Source organism: Porphyrobacter sp. MBR-155 (assembly GCF_040547625.1).
Classification (GTDB): domain Bacteria; phylum Pseudomonadota; class Alphaproteobacteria; order Sphingomonadales; family Sphingomonadaceae; genus Erythrobacter.
In genome coordinates, this window is sequence record NZ_JBEPQB010000002.1 from 254,610 (window position 1) to 267,487 (window position 12,878).

The 12,878-nt window shown below is 63.5% G+C and carries 14 protein-coding genes; 3 read left to right on the forward strand and 11 right to left on the reverse strand.

Translation table 11 applies throughout. From position 1 onward, the window contains the following. Positions 1–151 precede the first annotated feature (151 nt). The 5 genes from ABIE62_RS03000 to hisG form a co-directional block, all read right to left on the reverse strand. Complete coding sequence (locus ABIE62_RS03000) at positions 152–2,239, reverse strand: sodium-translocating pyrophosphatase (RefSeq protein ID WP_354323430.1); 2,088 nt, start codon at positions 2,237–2,239, stop codon at positions 152–154. A gap of 170 nt (positions 2,240–2,409) precedes the next feature. Next, positions 2,410–3,267 carry a thiamine-phosphate kinase gene (thiL, locus tag ABIE62_RS03005; RefSeq protein ID WP_454184782.1) on the reverse strand — a complete coding sequence of 286 codons (858 nt, stop codon included), beginning with the start codon at positions 3,265–3,267 and terminating at the stop codon, positions 2,410–2,412. Positions 3,268–3,283: 16 nt separating this feature from the next. Further along, entirely contained in the window at positions 3,284–3,766 is a 483-nt protein-coding gene (gene nusB / locus ABIE62_RS03010) for a transcription antitermination factor NusB (RefSeq protein ID WP_354323434.1), read from the reverse strand. After that, entirely contained in the window at positions 3,763–5,058 is a 1,296-nt protein-coding gene (hisD, locus tag ABIE62_RS03015; RefSeq protein ID WP_354323436.1) for a histidinol dehydrogenase, read from the reverse strand. Before hisD ends, nusB begins: the two co-directional genes overlap by 4 nt. Next, positions 5,055–5,744: an ATP phosphoribosyltransferase gene (hisG, locus tag ABIE62_RS03020; protein WP_354323438.1), complete on the reverse strand. Its 690-nt coding sequence runs from the start codon at positions 5,742–5,744 to the stop codon at positions 5,055–5,057. Before hisG ends, hisD begins: the two co-directional genes overlap by 4 nt. Positions 5,745–5,783: 39 nt before the next feature. Here hisG and ABIE62_RS03025 point away from each other — a divergent pair, with 39 nt between their 5' ends. Then, on the forward strand, positions 5,784–6,890 hold the full coding sequence (locus ABIE62_RS03025) for a DUF2332 domain-containing protein (RefSeq protein WP_354323440.1): 1,107 nt from the start codon (positions 5,784–5,786) through the stop codon (positions 6,888–6,890). Here the strand turns inward: ABIE62_RS03025 and ABIE62_RS03030 are convergent. Genes ABIE62_RS03030 through ABIE62_RS03050 form a run of 5 tightly spaced genes read right to left on the reverse strand, consistent with a single transcriptional unit; the run spans position 6,887 to position 10,210 of the window. Beyond that, positions 6,887–7,780, reverse strand: a complete 894-nt coding sequence (locus tag ABIE62_RS03030) for an alpha/beta fold hydrolase (protein ID WP_354323442.1) — start codon at positions 7,778–7,780, stop codon at positions 6,887–6,889. The genes ABIE62_RS03025 and ABIE62_RS03030 overlap by 4 nt on opposite strands. Then, entirely contained in the window at positions 7,780–8,589 is an 810-nt protein-coding gene (locus tag ABIE62_RS03035; RefSeq protein ID WP_354323444.1) for an SDR family NAD(P)-dependent oxidoreductase, read from the reverse strand. The genes ABIE62_RS03030 and ABIE62_RS03035 overlap by 1 nt, the downstream gene beginning before the upstream one ends. 24 nt (positions 8,590–8,613) lie before the next feature. Further along, the gene (locus tag ABIE62_RS03040; protein WP_354323446.1) at positions 8,614–9,492 is read right to left on the reverse strand and encodes a pirin family protein; all 879 of its coding nucleotides are present in this window, start codon (positions 9,490–9,492) and stop codon (positions 8,614–8,616) included. Beyond that, positions 9,489–9,941 carry an NUDIX hydrolase gene (locus ABIE62_RS03045; RefSeq protein ID WP_354323448.1) on the reverse strand — a complete coding sequence of 151 codons (453 nt, stop codon included), beginning with the start codon at positions 9,939–9,941 and terminating at the stop codon, positions 9,489–9,491. Before ABIE62_RS03045 ends, ABIE62_RS03040 begins: the two co-directional genes overlap by 4 nt. Further along, positions 9,938–10,210, reverse strand: coding sequence for a BolA family protein (locus ABIE62_RS03050; RefSeq protein ID WP_354323449.1), 273 nt, complete (start codon positions 10,208–10,210; stop codon positions 9,938–9,940). The genes ABIE62_RS03045 and ABIE62_RS03050 overlap by 4 nt, the downstream gene beginning before the upstream one ends. A gap of 79 nt (positions 10,211–10,289) precedes the next feature. On the opposite strand from ABIE62_RS03050, the gene ABIE62_RS03055 reads away from it, so the two are divergent. Continuing rightward, positions 10,290–10,898 (forward strand): DnaJ domain-containing protein, encoded by a 609-nt coding sequence (locus ABIE62_RS03055; protein ID WP_354323450.1) that lies wholly within the window; start codon positions 10,290–10,292, stop codon positions 10,896–10,898. On the opposite strand, the gene ABIE62_RS03060 is transcribed toward ABIE62_RS03055, so the two are convergent. Continuing rightward, positions 10,895–11,749 (reverse strand): oxygenase MpaB family protein, encoded by an 855-nt coding sequence (locus ABIE62_RS03060; RefSeq protein ID WP_354323452.1) that lies wholly within the window; start codon positions 11,747–11,749, stop codon positions 10,895–10,897. The two genes, ABIE62_RS03055 and ABIE62_RS03060, sit on opposite strands and share 4 nt — an antisense overlap. 117 nt (positions 11,750–11,866) lie before the next feature. Between ABIE62_RS03060 and cobS the strand changes: the two genes are divergently transcribed. Continuing rightward, the gene (gene cobS, locus ABIE62_RS03065) at positions 11,867–12,856 is read left to right on the forward strand and encodes a cobaltochelatase subunit CobS (protein ID WP_354323454.1); all 990 of its coding nucleotides are present in this window, start codon (positions 11,867–11,869) and stop codon (positions 12,854–12,856) included. The last annotated feature ends 22 nt before the right edge of the window (positions 12,857–12,878 follow it).

A 12,878-nucleotide genomic window follows, 5' to 3' on the forward strand; every position in this document is an offset into this window, starting at 1 on the left:
CTTTGGGCAGGGATATGTCACAAGGCGATTAACAAAGCCTCAGCGGCGCAGGGGGCTGTCCGATGCGGGGACAGGGGCGGGGCAAAAATAAACCCCGCCGGAATTGCTCCCGGCGGGGTATTAAGTTCTAATTTTAATCAGTGTGTGACGATCAGCCCGCCGCCAGCGCCGCGAGCAACAGCAGCGCTACGATGTTGGTGATCTTGATCATCGGGTTGACCGCCGGGCCAGCCGTGTCCTTGTAAGGATCGCCCACCGTATCGCCGGTCACCGCAGCCTTGTGGGCTTCGGAACCCTTTCCGCCGTGGTTGCCGTCTTCGATGTATTTCTTGGCATTGTCCCACGCGCCGCCGCCTGAGGTCATCGAGATGGCAACAAACAGCCCGCCCACGATCACGCCGAGAAGCAGTGCGCCCAACGCGGCAAAGCCATTGGCCTGTCCGGCCACCGCAGTGATCACGAAATAGACCACAATCGGTGCCGCCACAGGCAGCAACGACGGGATGATCATTTCCTTGATCGCCGCCTTGGTGACAAGATCGACCGTGCGGGCGTAGTCGGGTTTGGTTTCGAAGGTCATGATGCCGGGGTTCTTGGCGAACTGGTCGCGCACGTCCTTCACCACTTCGCCCGCCGCGCGGCCCACTGCCGTCATGCCCATTGCGCCGAACAGATATGGCAGCAACGCGCCGAGCAGCAGCCCGACGATGACGTAGGGGTTTTCGAGGCTGAAATCGACCGTCACACCTTCGAACAGCTCTCGCAGGTCGGCGGTGTAGGTGGCGAACAGCACAAGTGCGGCAAGTCCGGCCGAACCGATGGCATAGCCCTTGGTCACGGCCTTGGTGGTGTTGCCCACCGCGTCAAGCGCATCGGTCTTTTCGCGCACGCTATCGTCCAGCCCGGCCATTTCGGCGATCCCGCCGGCATTGTCGGTCACGGGGCCATAGGCGTCCAGCGCAACGACCATGCCCGCCAGCGCCAGCATCGATGTGGCAGCATAGGCGATCCCCATCAGGCCAGCGAGTTGATAGGCGATGACGATCCCTGCGCAGATAACCAGTGTCGGCAGCGCGGTCGATTCCATGCTGATCGCCAGACCCTGGATCACGTTGGTGCCGTGGCCCGTTTCCGAAGCCTTGGCGATGGATCGCACCGGGCGGTAATTGGTGCCGGTGTAATACTCGGTGATCCAGATGATCAGGCCGGTGATGACCAGACCCAGGAACCCGCAATAGAACAGCGTGCGGCCATTAAAGGCCTGCCCTGCAATCGCGCCTTCCATGTCGCCCAGCGAATAGCTGATCGCCCACCAGATTGCCGGAACCGACAAGACGGCAGTGACCAGAAAGCCCTTGTACATCGCGCCCATGATGTTCGTCCCGCCGCCAAGGCGGACGAAGTAGGTGCCGATGATCGAGGTGACGATGCACACGCCGCCAATCAGCAGCGGCAGCGCCATCAACGTGGCGAGGTTTTCTGCGCCGCTCATCAGCAGCGCCGTCAGCACCATGGTGGCGCCCACAGTCACCACGTAGGTTTCGAACAGGTCAGCCGCCATCCCGGCGCAGTCACCCACGTTGTCGCCCACGTTATCGGCGATCACGGCAGGGTTGCGTGGGTCATCTTCGGGGATGCCCGCTTCGACCTTGCCGACCAGATCGGCGCCGACGTCAGCTGCCTTGGTGAAGATGCCCCCGCCAAGCCGTGCGAAGATCGATACCAGCGATGCGCCCAGCGCCAATGCGGTGAGGCCGATCACGACCGGACGGCTATCGGCCGCCAGACCCGCCGGGCCGGTGAGATACCAGAAGAACACCGCAATCGCGAGCAGCGCCAAACCCGCCACCAGCATCCCGGTGATAGCGCCCGCGCGGAACGCCAGCGTCAGGCCCTGTTGCAGCCCGGTCATCGCCGCCGCAGCGGTGCGCACGTTGGAACGCACCGACACGTTCATACCGATGAAGCCCGCCACGCCCGACAACACCGCGCCGATGATAAAGCCGACCGCCGGGATCGTCCCCAGCGTAACAGCGACGATCACCGCCACGATCACGCCGACCACCGCAATCGCGGTATATTGGCGTTTCAGGTAAGCTTGCGCGCCTTCCTGAATGGCGGCGGCGATTTCCTGCATTTTGGCGTTGCCGGCATCTGCGCCGAGCACCTGACGGCTGGTGATGAAGCCATAGACAATGGCAAGCAGCCCCAGCCCAATTGAAATGAGCAATAAATTCACGAGTAATCCCCTCTCGTTTTATTATTTCCGCGCGGGAAACGTGCGCCGCGATTGATCCCGTGGGCGCAGCGCCGGTATTCATAGGCACTCAGCGATGGGTGGCAAGCCTCCACGCCGCCGGGTGCACGGTTTTACGCCGCTTTCAGCATAGTTGCGCGGCAGAACTGGCGCTAACCGTGCCAGTAACCAAGGTTATCGGCGGTGGGGAATGCGTTTTCTCCCAGCACCAAAGGCGCAAGACCAGCGGCAACCACGTTTCCGATGCGGCTCGCGGCGACCGGAATCGCGGCATCGGGCGCGGCGGTGAACAGCAGTTCGTAATCATCGCCCCAGCGCATACATTCATCACGGCGGGCGTAATCGGCCACCGGCACCGCGTCAGGATCAATCGCGAAGGTGACGCCATTAAGGCTCGCCATTCGCCAGCAATCGAGCAGCAGCCCGTCGGACACATCCATCATCGCACTGACCAGCGGGGCGAGCGCCAGACCCTCGGCAAGGCGCGGTTCTGGCCGGTCAAACGCAGCGCGGTGATAGGCCGCGCCTTCAAACCCCAGCATCGCGCGCCCGATGGTGCCAGTGACGTAGACGGCATCGCCCAGCTTTGCGCCGCGGCGCGCAGGCACAGGATGGTGGGTCGCACGGCCAATCGCGGTCATGGCAAAAGTGCTGGCCCCGGTCGCTGCCACCGTATCGCCGCCCAGCAGCGGCACGTTAAAAGCCTGCAATGCTTCCTTGAGGCCTTGCAGAAACCGCACATCATCGCGCCCAAGCGAGTGGCCGAGCAGCACGCCCACAGGCTCTGCGCCTTTGGCCGCGAGGTCGGAGAGGTTGGTGGCGACCAGTTTCCACGCGACATCGGCCATATCGGCATCGGGCCGGAAATGGGTGCCCTCGGCCATCATCTCGTGATTGATGACCAGCGTTTCATCGCCAATGGTGATCAACGCGCAATCATCTTCCAGATTGCGCGCGCCGGGGTGCAGCGGCAGCCTGCGCAAGGCGGCGATGAATTCGGGTTCGTTCATGGCCATGAACGGCGGATTAGCCTGCGCGCGCATCCTTGGCCACGGCATCGAGCACGCCGTTCACAAATTTCGCCTGCCCATCATCGAAGAACGCCTTGGCGACATCGACATATTCGCTGATTGCCACCGCAGTCGGCACATCCTGGCGGGCGAGCAGTTCATAGGTGCCTGCGCGCAGCACTTGCAGCATGGCCTTGTCGAGCCGCGTGAGGCTCCACCCGGCGGCGAGTTTGCCGCTCAGCACGGTGTCGATTTCGTCGCGCCGTGCGTCCACGCCGCGCACCACATCGTCGAAGAACGGCACTTCGGCATCGGCATATTCCGCATCGTCGAAGGCGTCATCGTCAATCGTGCGGCCCAGCCGGTGCTGGTGAAATTCATCGAGCAGCTTGGCGAGCGCGGTGCCTTCCATGTGCTGCTGATACAGCGCCTGCACGGCGGCGAGCCGCGCGGCGGAGCGGGCGCGAGAACGTTGGGGGTCTCGGGCGGGACTGTTCATTTGATCCTCAATTCCACCGACTTGGCATGGGCGGGCAACCCTTCGGCATGGGCAAGCGTGGCAGCGGCGGGGGCGATGGCGGCAAAGGAGGCATCATCCAGTCCGAGAAAGCTGGTGCGCTTCATGAAATCGAGCACCGAAAGCCCGCTGGAAAAACGCGCGCGCCGCCCGGTGGGCAATACGTGGTTCGGCCCGGCGACATAATCGCCGACCGCTTCGGGGGTCATCCGGCCAAGGAAGATGCTGCCCGCGTGGTGGATCTGGCGCATCAACGCCTCTGGATTATCAACCGCGAGTTCGACGTGTTCGGCGGCCAGCCGGTTGGCGAGCGCGGGGGCTTCGGCCAGCAGATCATTGACGACGATGATCACTCCATGCGCGTCCCAGCTGGCGCGCGCGGTTTTGCCGGTGGCGAGTCCAGCAATCTGCACGTCAATGCGGTCTTCGACCTGCCGCGCGTATCCGGCATCATCGGTGATCAGGATCGATTGCGAAGTCGGATCGTGTTCGGCCTGACTCAACAGGTCGGCCGCGATCCAGTCGGGATCGTTCTTGGCATCGGCAATGACGAGGATTTCCGACGGGCCAGCGACCATATCGATCCCGACCACGCCGAACAGTTGACGCTTTGCTTCGGCCACCCAGGCATTGCCGGGGCCGGTGATGACATCGACCGGGCGAATCCGGTCGGTGCCATAGGCCAGCGCGCCCACGCCTTGCGCCCCGCCGATACGCCAGATTTCGTCCACGCCTGCGATATGCGCCGCAGCAAGCACCAGAGGGTTGGCATTGCCTTTGGGCGTGGGCGTGACCACCACCAGCCGTTCCACCCCGGCAACGCGGGCGGGAATCGCATTCATCAGCAGCGACGAAGGATAGGCCGCGCGCCCGCCTGGAACATATAAGCCTGCCGCATCCACCGGCCGCCAGATCGCCCCCAGCCGGACACCGGCTGCGTCCACATAATCGCGGTCTTCCGGCAGCTGAGCCTCGTGATAGCTGCGGATGCGTGCCGCAGCGAGTTCGAGCGCATCGCGCAGATCAGGTGCCAGATCACTATAGGCCTGCTCGCACTGATCACGCGAAATCGACCAATCGGCATCCTCAGCCAGCGCATAGCCATCAAAGCGCTGGGTAAATTCAGCCACCGCCGCATCGCCGCGCTGCTTCACGGTGCGCAGGATGTCGGTGACTTGCCCCGCAACCGCACTATCGGATTCCCGCCGGGCATCGACGATACGGTCGAACCTCGCGGTGAAATCAGGCTGGAGGGAGGAAAGAAGCGCGGTCATGCTGCGGCCTTCGCACTGCGCTGTTCCGCGTCACGGCGAAACGCGGCGACCAGTTCGGCAACGCGCGGATCGGTTTTCAAGGCGGTGCGGTTGACGATCAGGCGGGCCGAAATTTCGATAATCACGTCGGTTTCCACCAACCCGTTTTCCTTCAGCGTCTTGCCGGTTGAGACAAGATCGACAATCTGCCGCGCCAGCCCGAGCGAAGGGGCCAGTTCCATCGCGCCGTTCAGCTTGACGCATTCAGCCTGCACGCCCGCAGCCTCAAAATGGCGGCGGGTAAGGTTGGGGTATTTGGTGGCGACGCGCAGGTGGCTGACGCTGCCCGGTTCATCCATGTCGCTGGCCAGCCGCGCCACCGACAGGCGGCACAGACCGATGCCAAGATCGACCGGCGCGTAAAGATCGGCGTAGTCGAATTCTTCGATCACGTCCGACCCGACAATCCCGACCTGCGCCGCGCCGTGCGCCACAAAGGTCGCGACATCGAACGCGCGCACCCGGATTAACCGCATATCCGCGCGGTTGGTGGCAAACGCCAGCGCACGGTTTTTGGGATCGTGGAAGTCCGCAGCAGGCTCCACCCCGGCGCGCGCCATCACGGGCAGCGCTTCATCAAGAATGCGGCCCTTGGGGACAGCGAAGGTGAGCTGTCCGGGATTGTCGTGGATGTCATTCGTGTTCATGATCGTGGGCGCACTTAAGGGCGAGGCGGCGAAAGGGCAATGGGAATGGGCAATTCGGCGGATCGTCCGGCGTATGAATTCGTCGATATGAACACCGCCGGGCCGGGCGCGGTGGCGACCGCGTTTTCGAATCAGGTCGCCTATTGCCAGCACGCGGGCGCGCCGATCACTGCGCGGGTGGTGGCGGGGATCGCAGCCGTTCTGGAAACTGACGCGGCAAGCGTGCTGTTGGCGCGCATCCGGGGTTGGCAGGGTGCGCCGCTGGCTGATGCGCTGTCATTGCGGGTAGCAGGGGGCATCCACGCGCTCCACCTGTCCGGCGCTGCACCCGAACTGGCCCCGATCTATCGCGGCGAAAATGCCGATGACGCGGCGATTATCGGCGCGGTTATACGGGCGCACGAAGCCGCGTTGCTTCCGTGGCTCGATGGCCCACCGCAGACCAATGAGGCCGGGCGATCAGCCAATTTTATCGCCGCGATGCTGTGGCTCGCCGATCAAGGCCTGCCGCCGCGCTTCCAATGCCTTGAAATCGGGTCGAGCGCCGGGATCAACCTGATGCTGGATCGCTATTCCTATGATCTGGGCGGGGTGATGGTGGGGCCGGATGATGCGGTGATCCACTTCGCCCCGCAATGGCATGGCTCGCCGCCGCCGCAACGCAACATCGCCATTGTCTCCACCAAAGGCTGCGATGTCGCTCCGGTCGATCTGACCGATCCCGCGCAGGCGCTGCGATTAAAGGCCTATATCTGGCCGGAACACACCATCCGGTTTGAACGGATGGATGCCGCGATCCAGGCCGCCCACCAGCGCAAGCCCGATCTGGTGCCAATGAATGCCGCCGATTTCGTCGAGGCCGAACTGGCCAAGCCGCAAGCCAGCGGCGAAACGCGGGTGCTGATGCATTCGATTGTCTGGCAATATGTCCCAGCCGATCAACAGGTGCGGGTAACGGCGGCGATGGCGGCAGCGGGTGCGCGCGCGACCAGCGAGCGCCCGCTGGCGTGGATCATGGTTGAGGCTGATCGCTCCGTTCACCGCCACAAGCTGACGGTGCAATATTGGCCCGGCGGGGGTGAGGAAACGCAGCTGACGTGGTCGCATCCACACGGCGCGGATGTGGAGTGGCTGGTGGGCGCTTAACCCGCCAGAAACGCCTCAATCGCCGCATTCACTGCCTCTGGCGCTTCCCAAGGAACGAAATGCCCGCAATCAGGAACCTGCACGATGGTCAGCGGGTCGATGATATCCTCCAACCCATCAAGGTTTTCCGGCGGCAGAGCGAGGTCATCGAGCGCCCAGATCACCAGAGTCGGGATTGTGAGTTTGGGCAAGGCGGGCGGGGTGTAGCCTGCGGGAACTTCAAACGGCGCATCCATCAGTGGCACGTCAATCGGGCTGGCACGGTAGTAATTGAGCATCCCGAAGGCGGCATCGCGGTTCTGCCAATCCAGCAACAAAGCTTCGCGTTCCTCTGGCTCCATGGCGGATGGGCGATCCCATTTGACCTCCTTCAGCAGCAATCCGGTGAGGCCGTGCTCCTCGACCAGCGCATCATTGGCGAGATCGCGAAACCCGCGGATATACTGGCTCGCCGCGCGCTGGCCGGGGTGGGTGTAGAGCAGGCGCTGAAAGATCGAGGGGTGCGGGGCGTTGGCGATCACCGCCTTGTTCACCCGCGCGTGCTGCCCGCCCAGCGCCACACCCCAGGCAATCGCACCGCCCCAATCGTGGCCAACGATGGTAAAGCTGCCGATCCCCAGCGCGTCCGCCAACAGGAACACATCGCCGATCAGCTTGTCCGGCGTATAGGCGGCCACATCCTGCGGCTTTGACGATCCGCGATAGCCGCGCTGATCGGGGGCGATGCAGCGGAACCGATCCTTGAAATGCGCGATCTGATGTCGCCAGGTGCGGTGGCTTTCGGGAAAGCCGTGGAGGAAGATCAGCACCGGTGCATCGACTGGGCCTTCGTCCACCACGTTAAGGTGAATGCCGTTGGGCAGGGCCACGCGCTTGAGATCAAAATGCATCAGCCTTGCTCCATCTTGTCCATGTAGCCAGCCGCGACCATCCCTGCGACAGAATCGAACAAAGTATCGGGCGTGCGGCGCAATTCGCCCATCGCCTGTTCCGCGCCCTCGGCGATGATGATTTCGCGCTGCCCAGCCGCGATCCCGTCGAGCATTTGGCGCGCGGCGACCTCAGCAGGGATGCCTTCGTCGATCGCCTTGTCGCTGCGCCCACGCGCCTCGCCCGCGCCAGTCAGCGCATTGCGCGAGACATTGGTGGCGACCGATCCGGGGTAGATCGTGTGAACGGAGACGCCCGACTGCGACAGTTCGGCCCGCAGCGCATCGGCATAGCCCGCAAGCCCGAACTTCGCCGCGCAATAGGCGGTGCGCATCGGCACACCGACCTTGCCCGCGATGGATGAGATGAACCCCAGCGCGCCAGAGCCGCGCTCTGCCATGTGGCCGATCAACCCTTGGGAAAAGGCAATCTGTGCGGTCAGATCAATCGCGATGATGTCACGATAAACCTGCATATCGGTGTTCAATGCGCGGCTGCGTTGGGAAACCCCGGCATTGGCAAAGGCGATGTCGACCCCGCCTTTCCACGCGATGGCTTTTGCGGTGGCATCTGCCAGCGCGGCATCGTCGCGCACATCGAAGGGCAGCAGCAGGCTTTCTCCGCAGTCCGCCGCAACCTCGGCCAGCCGTGCTTCATCGCGGCCTGACAGCACCACATGCGCGCCGCGCGCCGCCAATTCGCGCGCCAGCGCCGCGCCGATCCCCGATGATGCCCCGGTGATCCACGCCACCTTGCCCGAATAATCCATGCCAGCTCTCTCCCGAATATGCGTTCAGGGATAGCTGGCGGTGTTGGGCTTTTCGGGCAAGGGGATAAATTCGTCTTCGTCGCCCGGCACCTTTGGAAAACGGCCCGCGCGCCAATCGTCCTTGGCCTGATTGATCCGTTCGCGATCAGAGCTGACGAAGTTCCAGAAGACGTGACGCTTGGTAGCGAAAGCCTCACCGCCGAGCAGCATCACCCGCCCGCCGTTATCGCTGGCCAACCGCATCGCCGCGCTCGGTGCGAGCACGGCCAGCTGGTATCGTTCAAGCGCGACGCCATCGACACTGGCGTCGCCGCTCACCAACATCACCGCGCGTTCGTCGGCATCGGCATCCAGCGGGATCGATCCGCCGGGCTCCAGCACAATCTCGGCATAGATCGTCGCGGCGTGGGTAGTGGTGGGGGCACGCGCGCCCCACAATTTGCCCATGATGACCCATGCCTTGGCGCCGTTATCGGCAACCACGGGGAGATCGGTCACGGCCTCGAACGCCGGGTCGATCTCCTCGCGCCCGTCAGGCAGGGCGAGCCATGTCTGCATTCCGAACATCCCCGGATTGGTCGCCAATTCCGCCTTGGGGCTGCGTTCGGAATGCACGATCCCGCGCCCTGCGGTCATCAGGTTGACCTGTCCGGGGCGGATCGTGGCAAAACTGCCAAGGCTGTCACGGTGGTCAATCGCGCCGTCGAACAGCCATGTCACTGTGGCAAGGTTGATATGCGGATGCGGGCGGACATTCATGCCGTCGCCGGTCAGATTGGCCGGGCCGAACTGATCGACAAAGATGAACGGCCCCACCATCGATCGCGCGCGCGAAGGCAGCACGCGCCGCACCTCAAACGCGCCCAGATCATGGGTGACGGGGGTGATGGTCTGCGTGATCATGGGTGTTGTTCCTGCTCGATCATGGCGATGATATTGGCAGGAAACACCGCTTCGGGCCAGTGGGCAAGCTCTTCGCGGGTGAACCAGCGGTGCTGGGTCATCATCGCCTGTTCGGTGGCAGTGTGGCGGCTGGTGTCGATCCGCGCTTCGGCCACGCGGACGAGATAGAAGCGTTCGTCGGCCTGCACCGGTTCGCCCTGAACCGTGATGAATTGCGGTGTCATCTGCGCGATTTGCGGCCCCGGATCGGCAATGATGCCGGTTTCCTCGAACAATTCGCGCCGCGCTGCATCGTCGAACGTTTCATCCGCTTCGCATTCACCGCCTGCTGTCACCCAGAACGGCGGCCTGCCCGGCACGTCGTAACGGAACATTAGCGCGCGGCCTTGTGCGTCGAGCACGATCAGCCGCGCCGCGCGGCGCAGGCGCAATACCGGGCCCGCGCTCATTCGGCAGGCACGCCCGCCTTGATCGCCACCGCATGAACCCGCCCGCCGACGATATCGCCCAACGCCGCAATCACCGCGCGCTGGCGGGCAAGGCGGTTCATCGGGGCAAACGCCGCCGCTTCGATTTCGATGGTGAAATGCGATTCGCCCGACCCGTCATCGCCGCTATGGCCGTGATGCTTGGCGCTATCATTGATGATGGCAAGCCGTGTCGGGGCAAATGCCTCGGTCAGCAGGGAGTGCATTTCGGCGGCAACGGTTCCGGTCATCAAGGCTTTCCTTTTTCGCAGGCATGGCGGCGCGATTATGGCTTGGAACTTGGGGGCAGGATCGCCATTCTCAAGCCCTATGTCGTCACGCCCCAAACCTTCATCGCGGTTTCATGGCCGCGTCGAGCGCGCGCAGGAACAATGTGAAGCGCCGGGTTGCCACGAGGCGGGCGAATTTCGCGCACCCGGTCGCCGCCCCAATGGCTTTGACGGGCCGGGCGAATGGCGCTGGTTCTGCCTTGATCATGTGCGCGAATTCAATGCGGGATATGACTGGTTTGACGGCATGAGCGCCGAGGAAATCATCGCCGCCCAATCACCGATTGCCGGGTGGCGCACTGAATCGCGCACCTTTCGCCCCGATGCGGGGGTGGACGGTGTGCCGCGCTGGGCGGATTATGCCGATCCGCTGGACGCCATCGCGGCGCGCGCACGCGGCATCCGCAGCCGTGCTGAACGCGAGGGTCAGATGGCCGCGTCGGGCAGGTTTTCGCGTGAGGAAGCGCAGGCGCTGGAAACCATGGGGCTGGGTTCAGATACTGACCGCACCCGGCTCAGGCGGCGCTATTCCGAACTGGTGCGGCGCTATCACCCCGATCGCAACGGTGGCGACCGGCGGCACGAAGCGCGGCTGAACGCGGTGGTGGACGCCTATCAACTGCTCAGGAAAAGCGCGGCGTTGACTTAGGGCTGCGACGGCGCATTCTGCCGGAACGCCCAGCGCAATGTCCGGCCCATGCCCCATGTTGCGGCGCGTGCCGGAATTGCGGTCAGCAGCGGGCGTTGCAGCCGCAACATGGTGCGCGCCCAATCGGGCAGCATCGCCACAGCATCCGCAGTCATCACCGTCTGCACGGCGAGCGGCGTGCCTTTAGGGCGCTGGGTCAGGACAAGCTGCGCCACCTCGCGCGCGGCGGGTGAAGCGTTCAGATCATGGCGCAACTCACGGAAAATCGCCTCGGCCTCGGCGCGGGTTTCGGGCACCGGATCGGCCCCCAATGCGCGGGCGATCACCGCAAACTGACGGTAATATTCGTCCTGCTGCGCGCCCTGCATATCGGGGCGGACATGGCGCAGATAGCCGGCAAGGAAGCTCTGCGCCTCGGTCACGTGCACCCACGCCAGCGTGCGCGGGTTGGTCGCTTCATAAGGCGAGCCATCGGGAAGGGTGCCGCCGACCTTCGCATGAATACGGTTCACCCGGTCAATCGCCGCCATCGCATCATCACGGTGGCCGAAGGTCGTCACCGCAATAAACCGCGCGGTGCGTTGCAACCGCCCGTGCATATCTTCGCGAAAATTGGAATGATCCAGCACCCCTTGCAGCGCGTGCGGGTGGAGCATTTGCAACAGCAGCGCGCGCACTCCGCCGGTCATCATCCCGACGATATCGGCGTGCACCAGCCGGATCGGGGTATCGCGCGCGAACAGCGCATCGTCCGAAGGCGGGGTCGGCGTCTGCCCCTTGCTCACATCGTGGAACACCCCGCGCACTTGCGACACCAGTTTCAAACGCAGCGATTCGACCGGATCGAGCATGGCGTCCGCTATAGGCGTGAAGCGTTGCGGAGGGAAACGCGCTTGCCCAGATTGCCAGCCCTTATTGGCAAACCACCGCTTGCAGGCCGCGCCCATGCGTTCTAACCGGACGGCACGATGACTGCACATTCCAAGAACAATGTCACCGGCGATACCGCCCTTCCGGCTCAGCCCGATACCACCGTCAACGTCCGCGAGACGTTCGGTATCGATGTCGATTGGCAGGTGCCCGCCTTCTCGCATCTGAGCGAGCACGTGCCCGAGATTGACGATTCCTATGTGTTCGATCCGGACACCACGCTGGCGATTCTTGCGGGCTTTGCGCATAACCGGCGGGTGATGGTGCAGGGCTATCACGGCACCGGCAAATCGACCCATATCGAACAGGTCGCAGCCCGGCTCGGCTGGCCGAGCATCCGGGTGAACCTTGATGCGCATATCAGCCGCATCGACCTGATCGGGCGCGATGCGATCGTGTTGAAGGATGGGCTGCAAGTCACTGAATTCAAGGAAGGTATCCTGCCGTGGGCGTTGCAGCACCCGGTGGCGCTGACCTTTGACGAATATGACGCCGGGCGGCCCGATGTGATGTTCGTGATCCAGCGGATTCTGGAATTCGATGGCCGGTTGACGCTGCTCGATCAGAACCGCGTGATCACGCCCAACCCGTGGTTCCGGCTGTTCGCCACCACCAATACCGTGGGCCTTGGCGATACCAGCGGGCTGTATCACGGCACGCAGGCGATCAATCAGGCGCAGATGGACCGCTGGAACATCGTGGTGGCGTTGAATTACCTCGCGCCCGAGGTGGAACAGCAAATCGTCAAAACCAAAACGCCTGAGGCGGATGACAAGCTGATCGCCGACATGGTCAAGGTGGCCGAACTAACCCGCCAAGGCTTTATCAACGGCGACATTTCGACCGTCATGAGCCCGCGCACGGTCATCACCTGGGCGCAGAACGCAGAAATCTTCGGGTCGGTGGGTTTCTCGTTCCGGCTCAGCTTCCTCAACAAATGTGACGAGGCGGAACGCACGCTGGTGGCCGAATATTACCAGCGCGTGTTCGGCGAAGACCTGCCCGAAGGCGCGGCGAAGAAGCGTTAAGCAAGCCGCTTGCCCCGCAGTG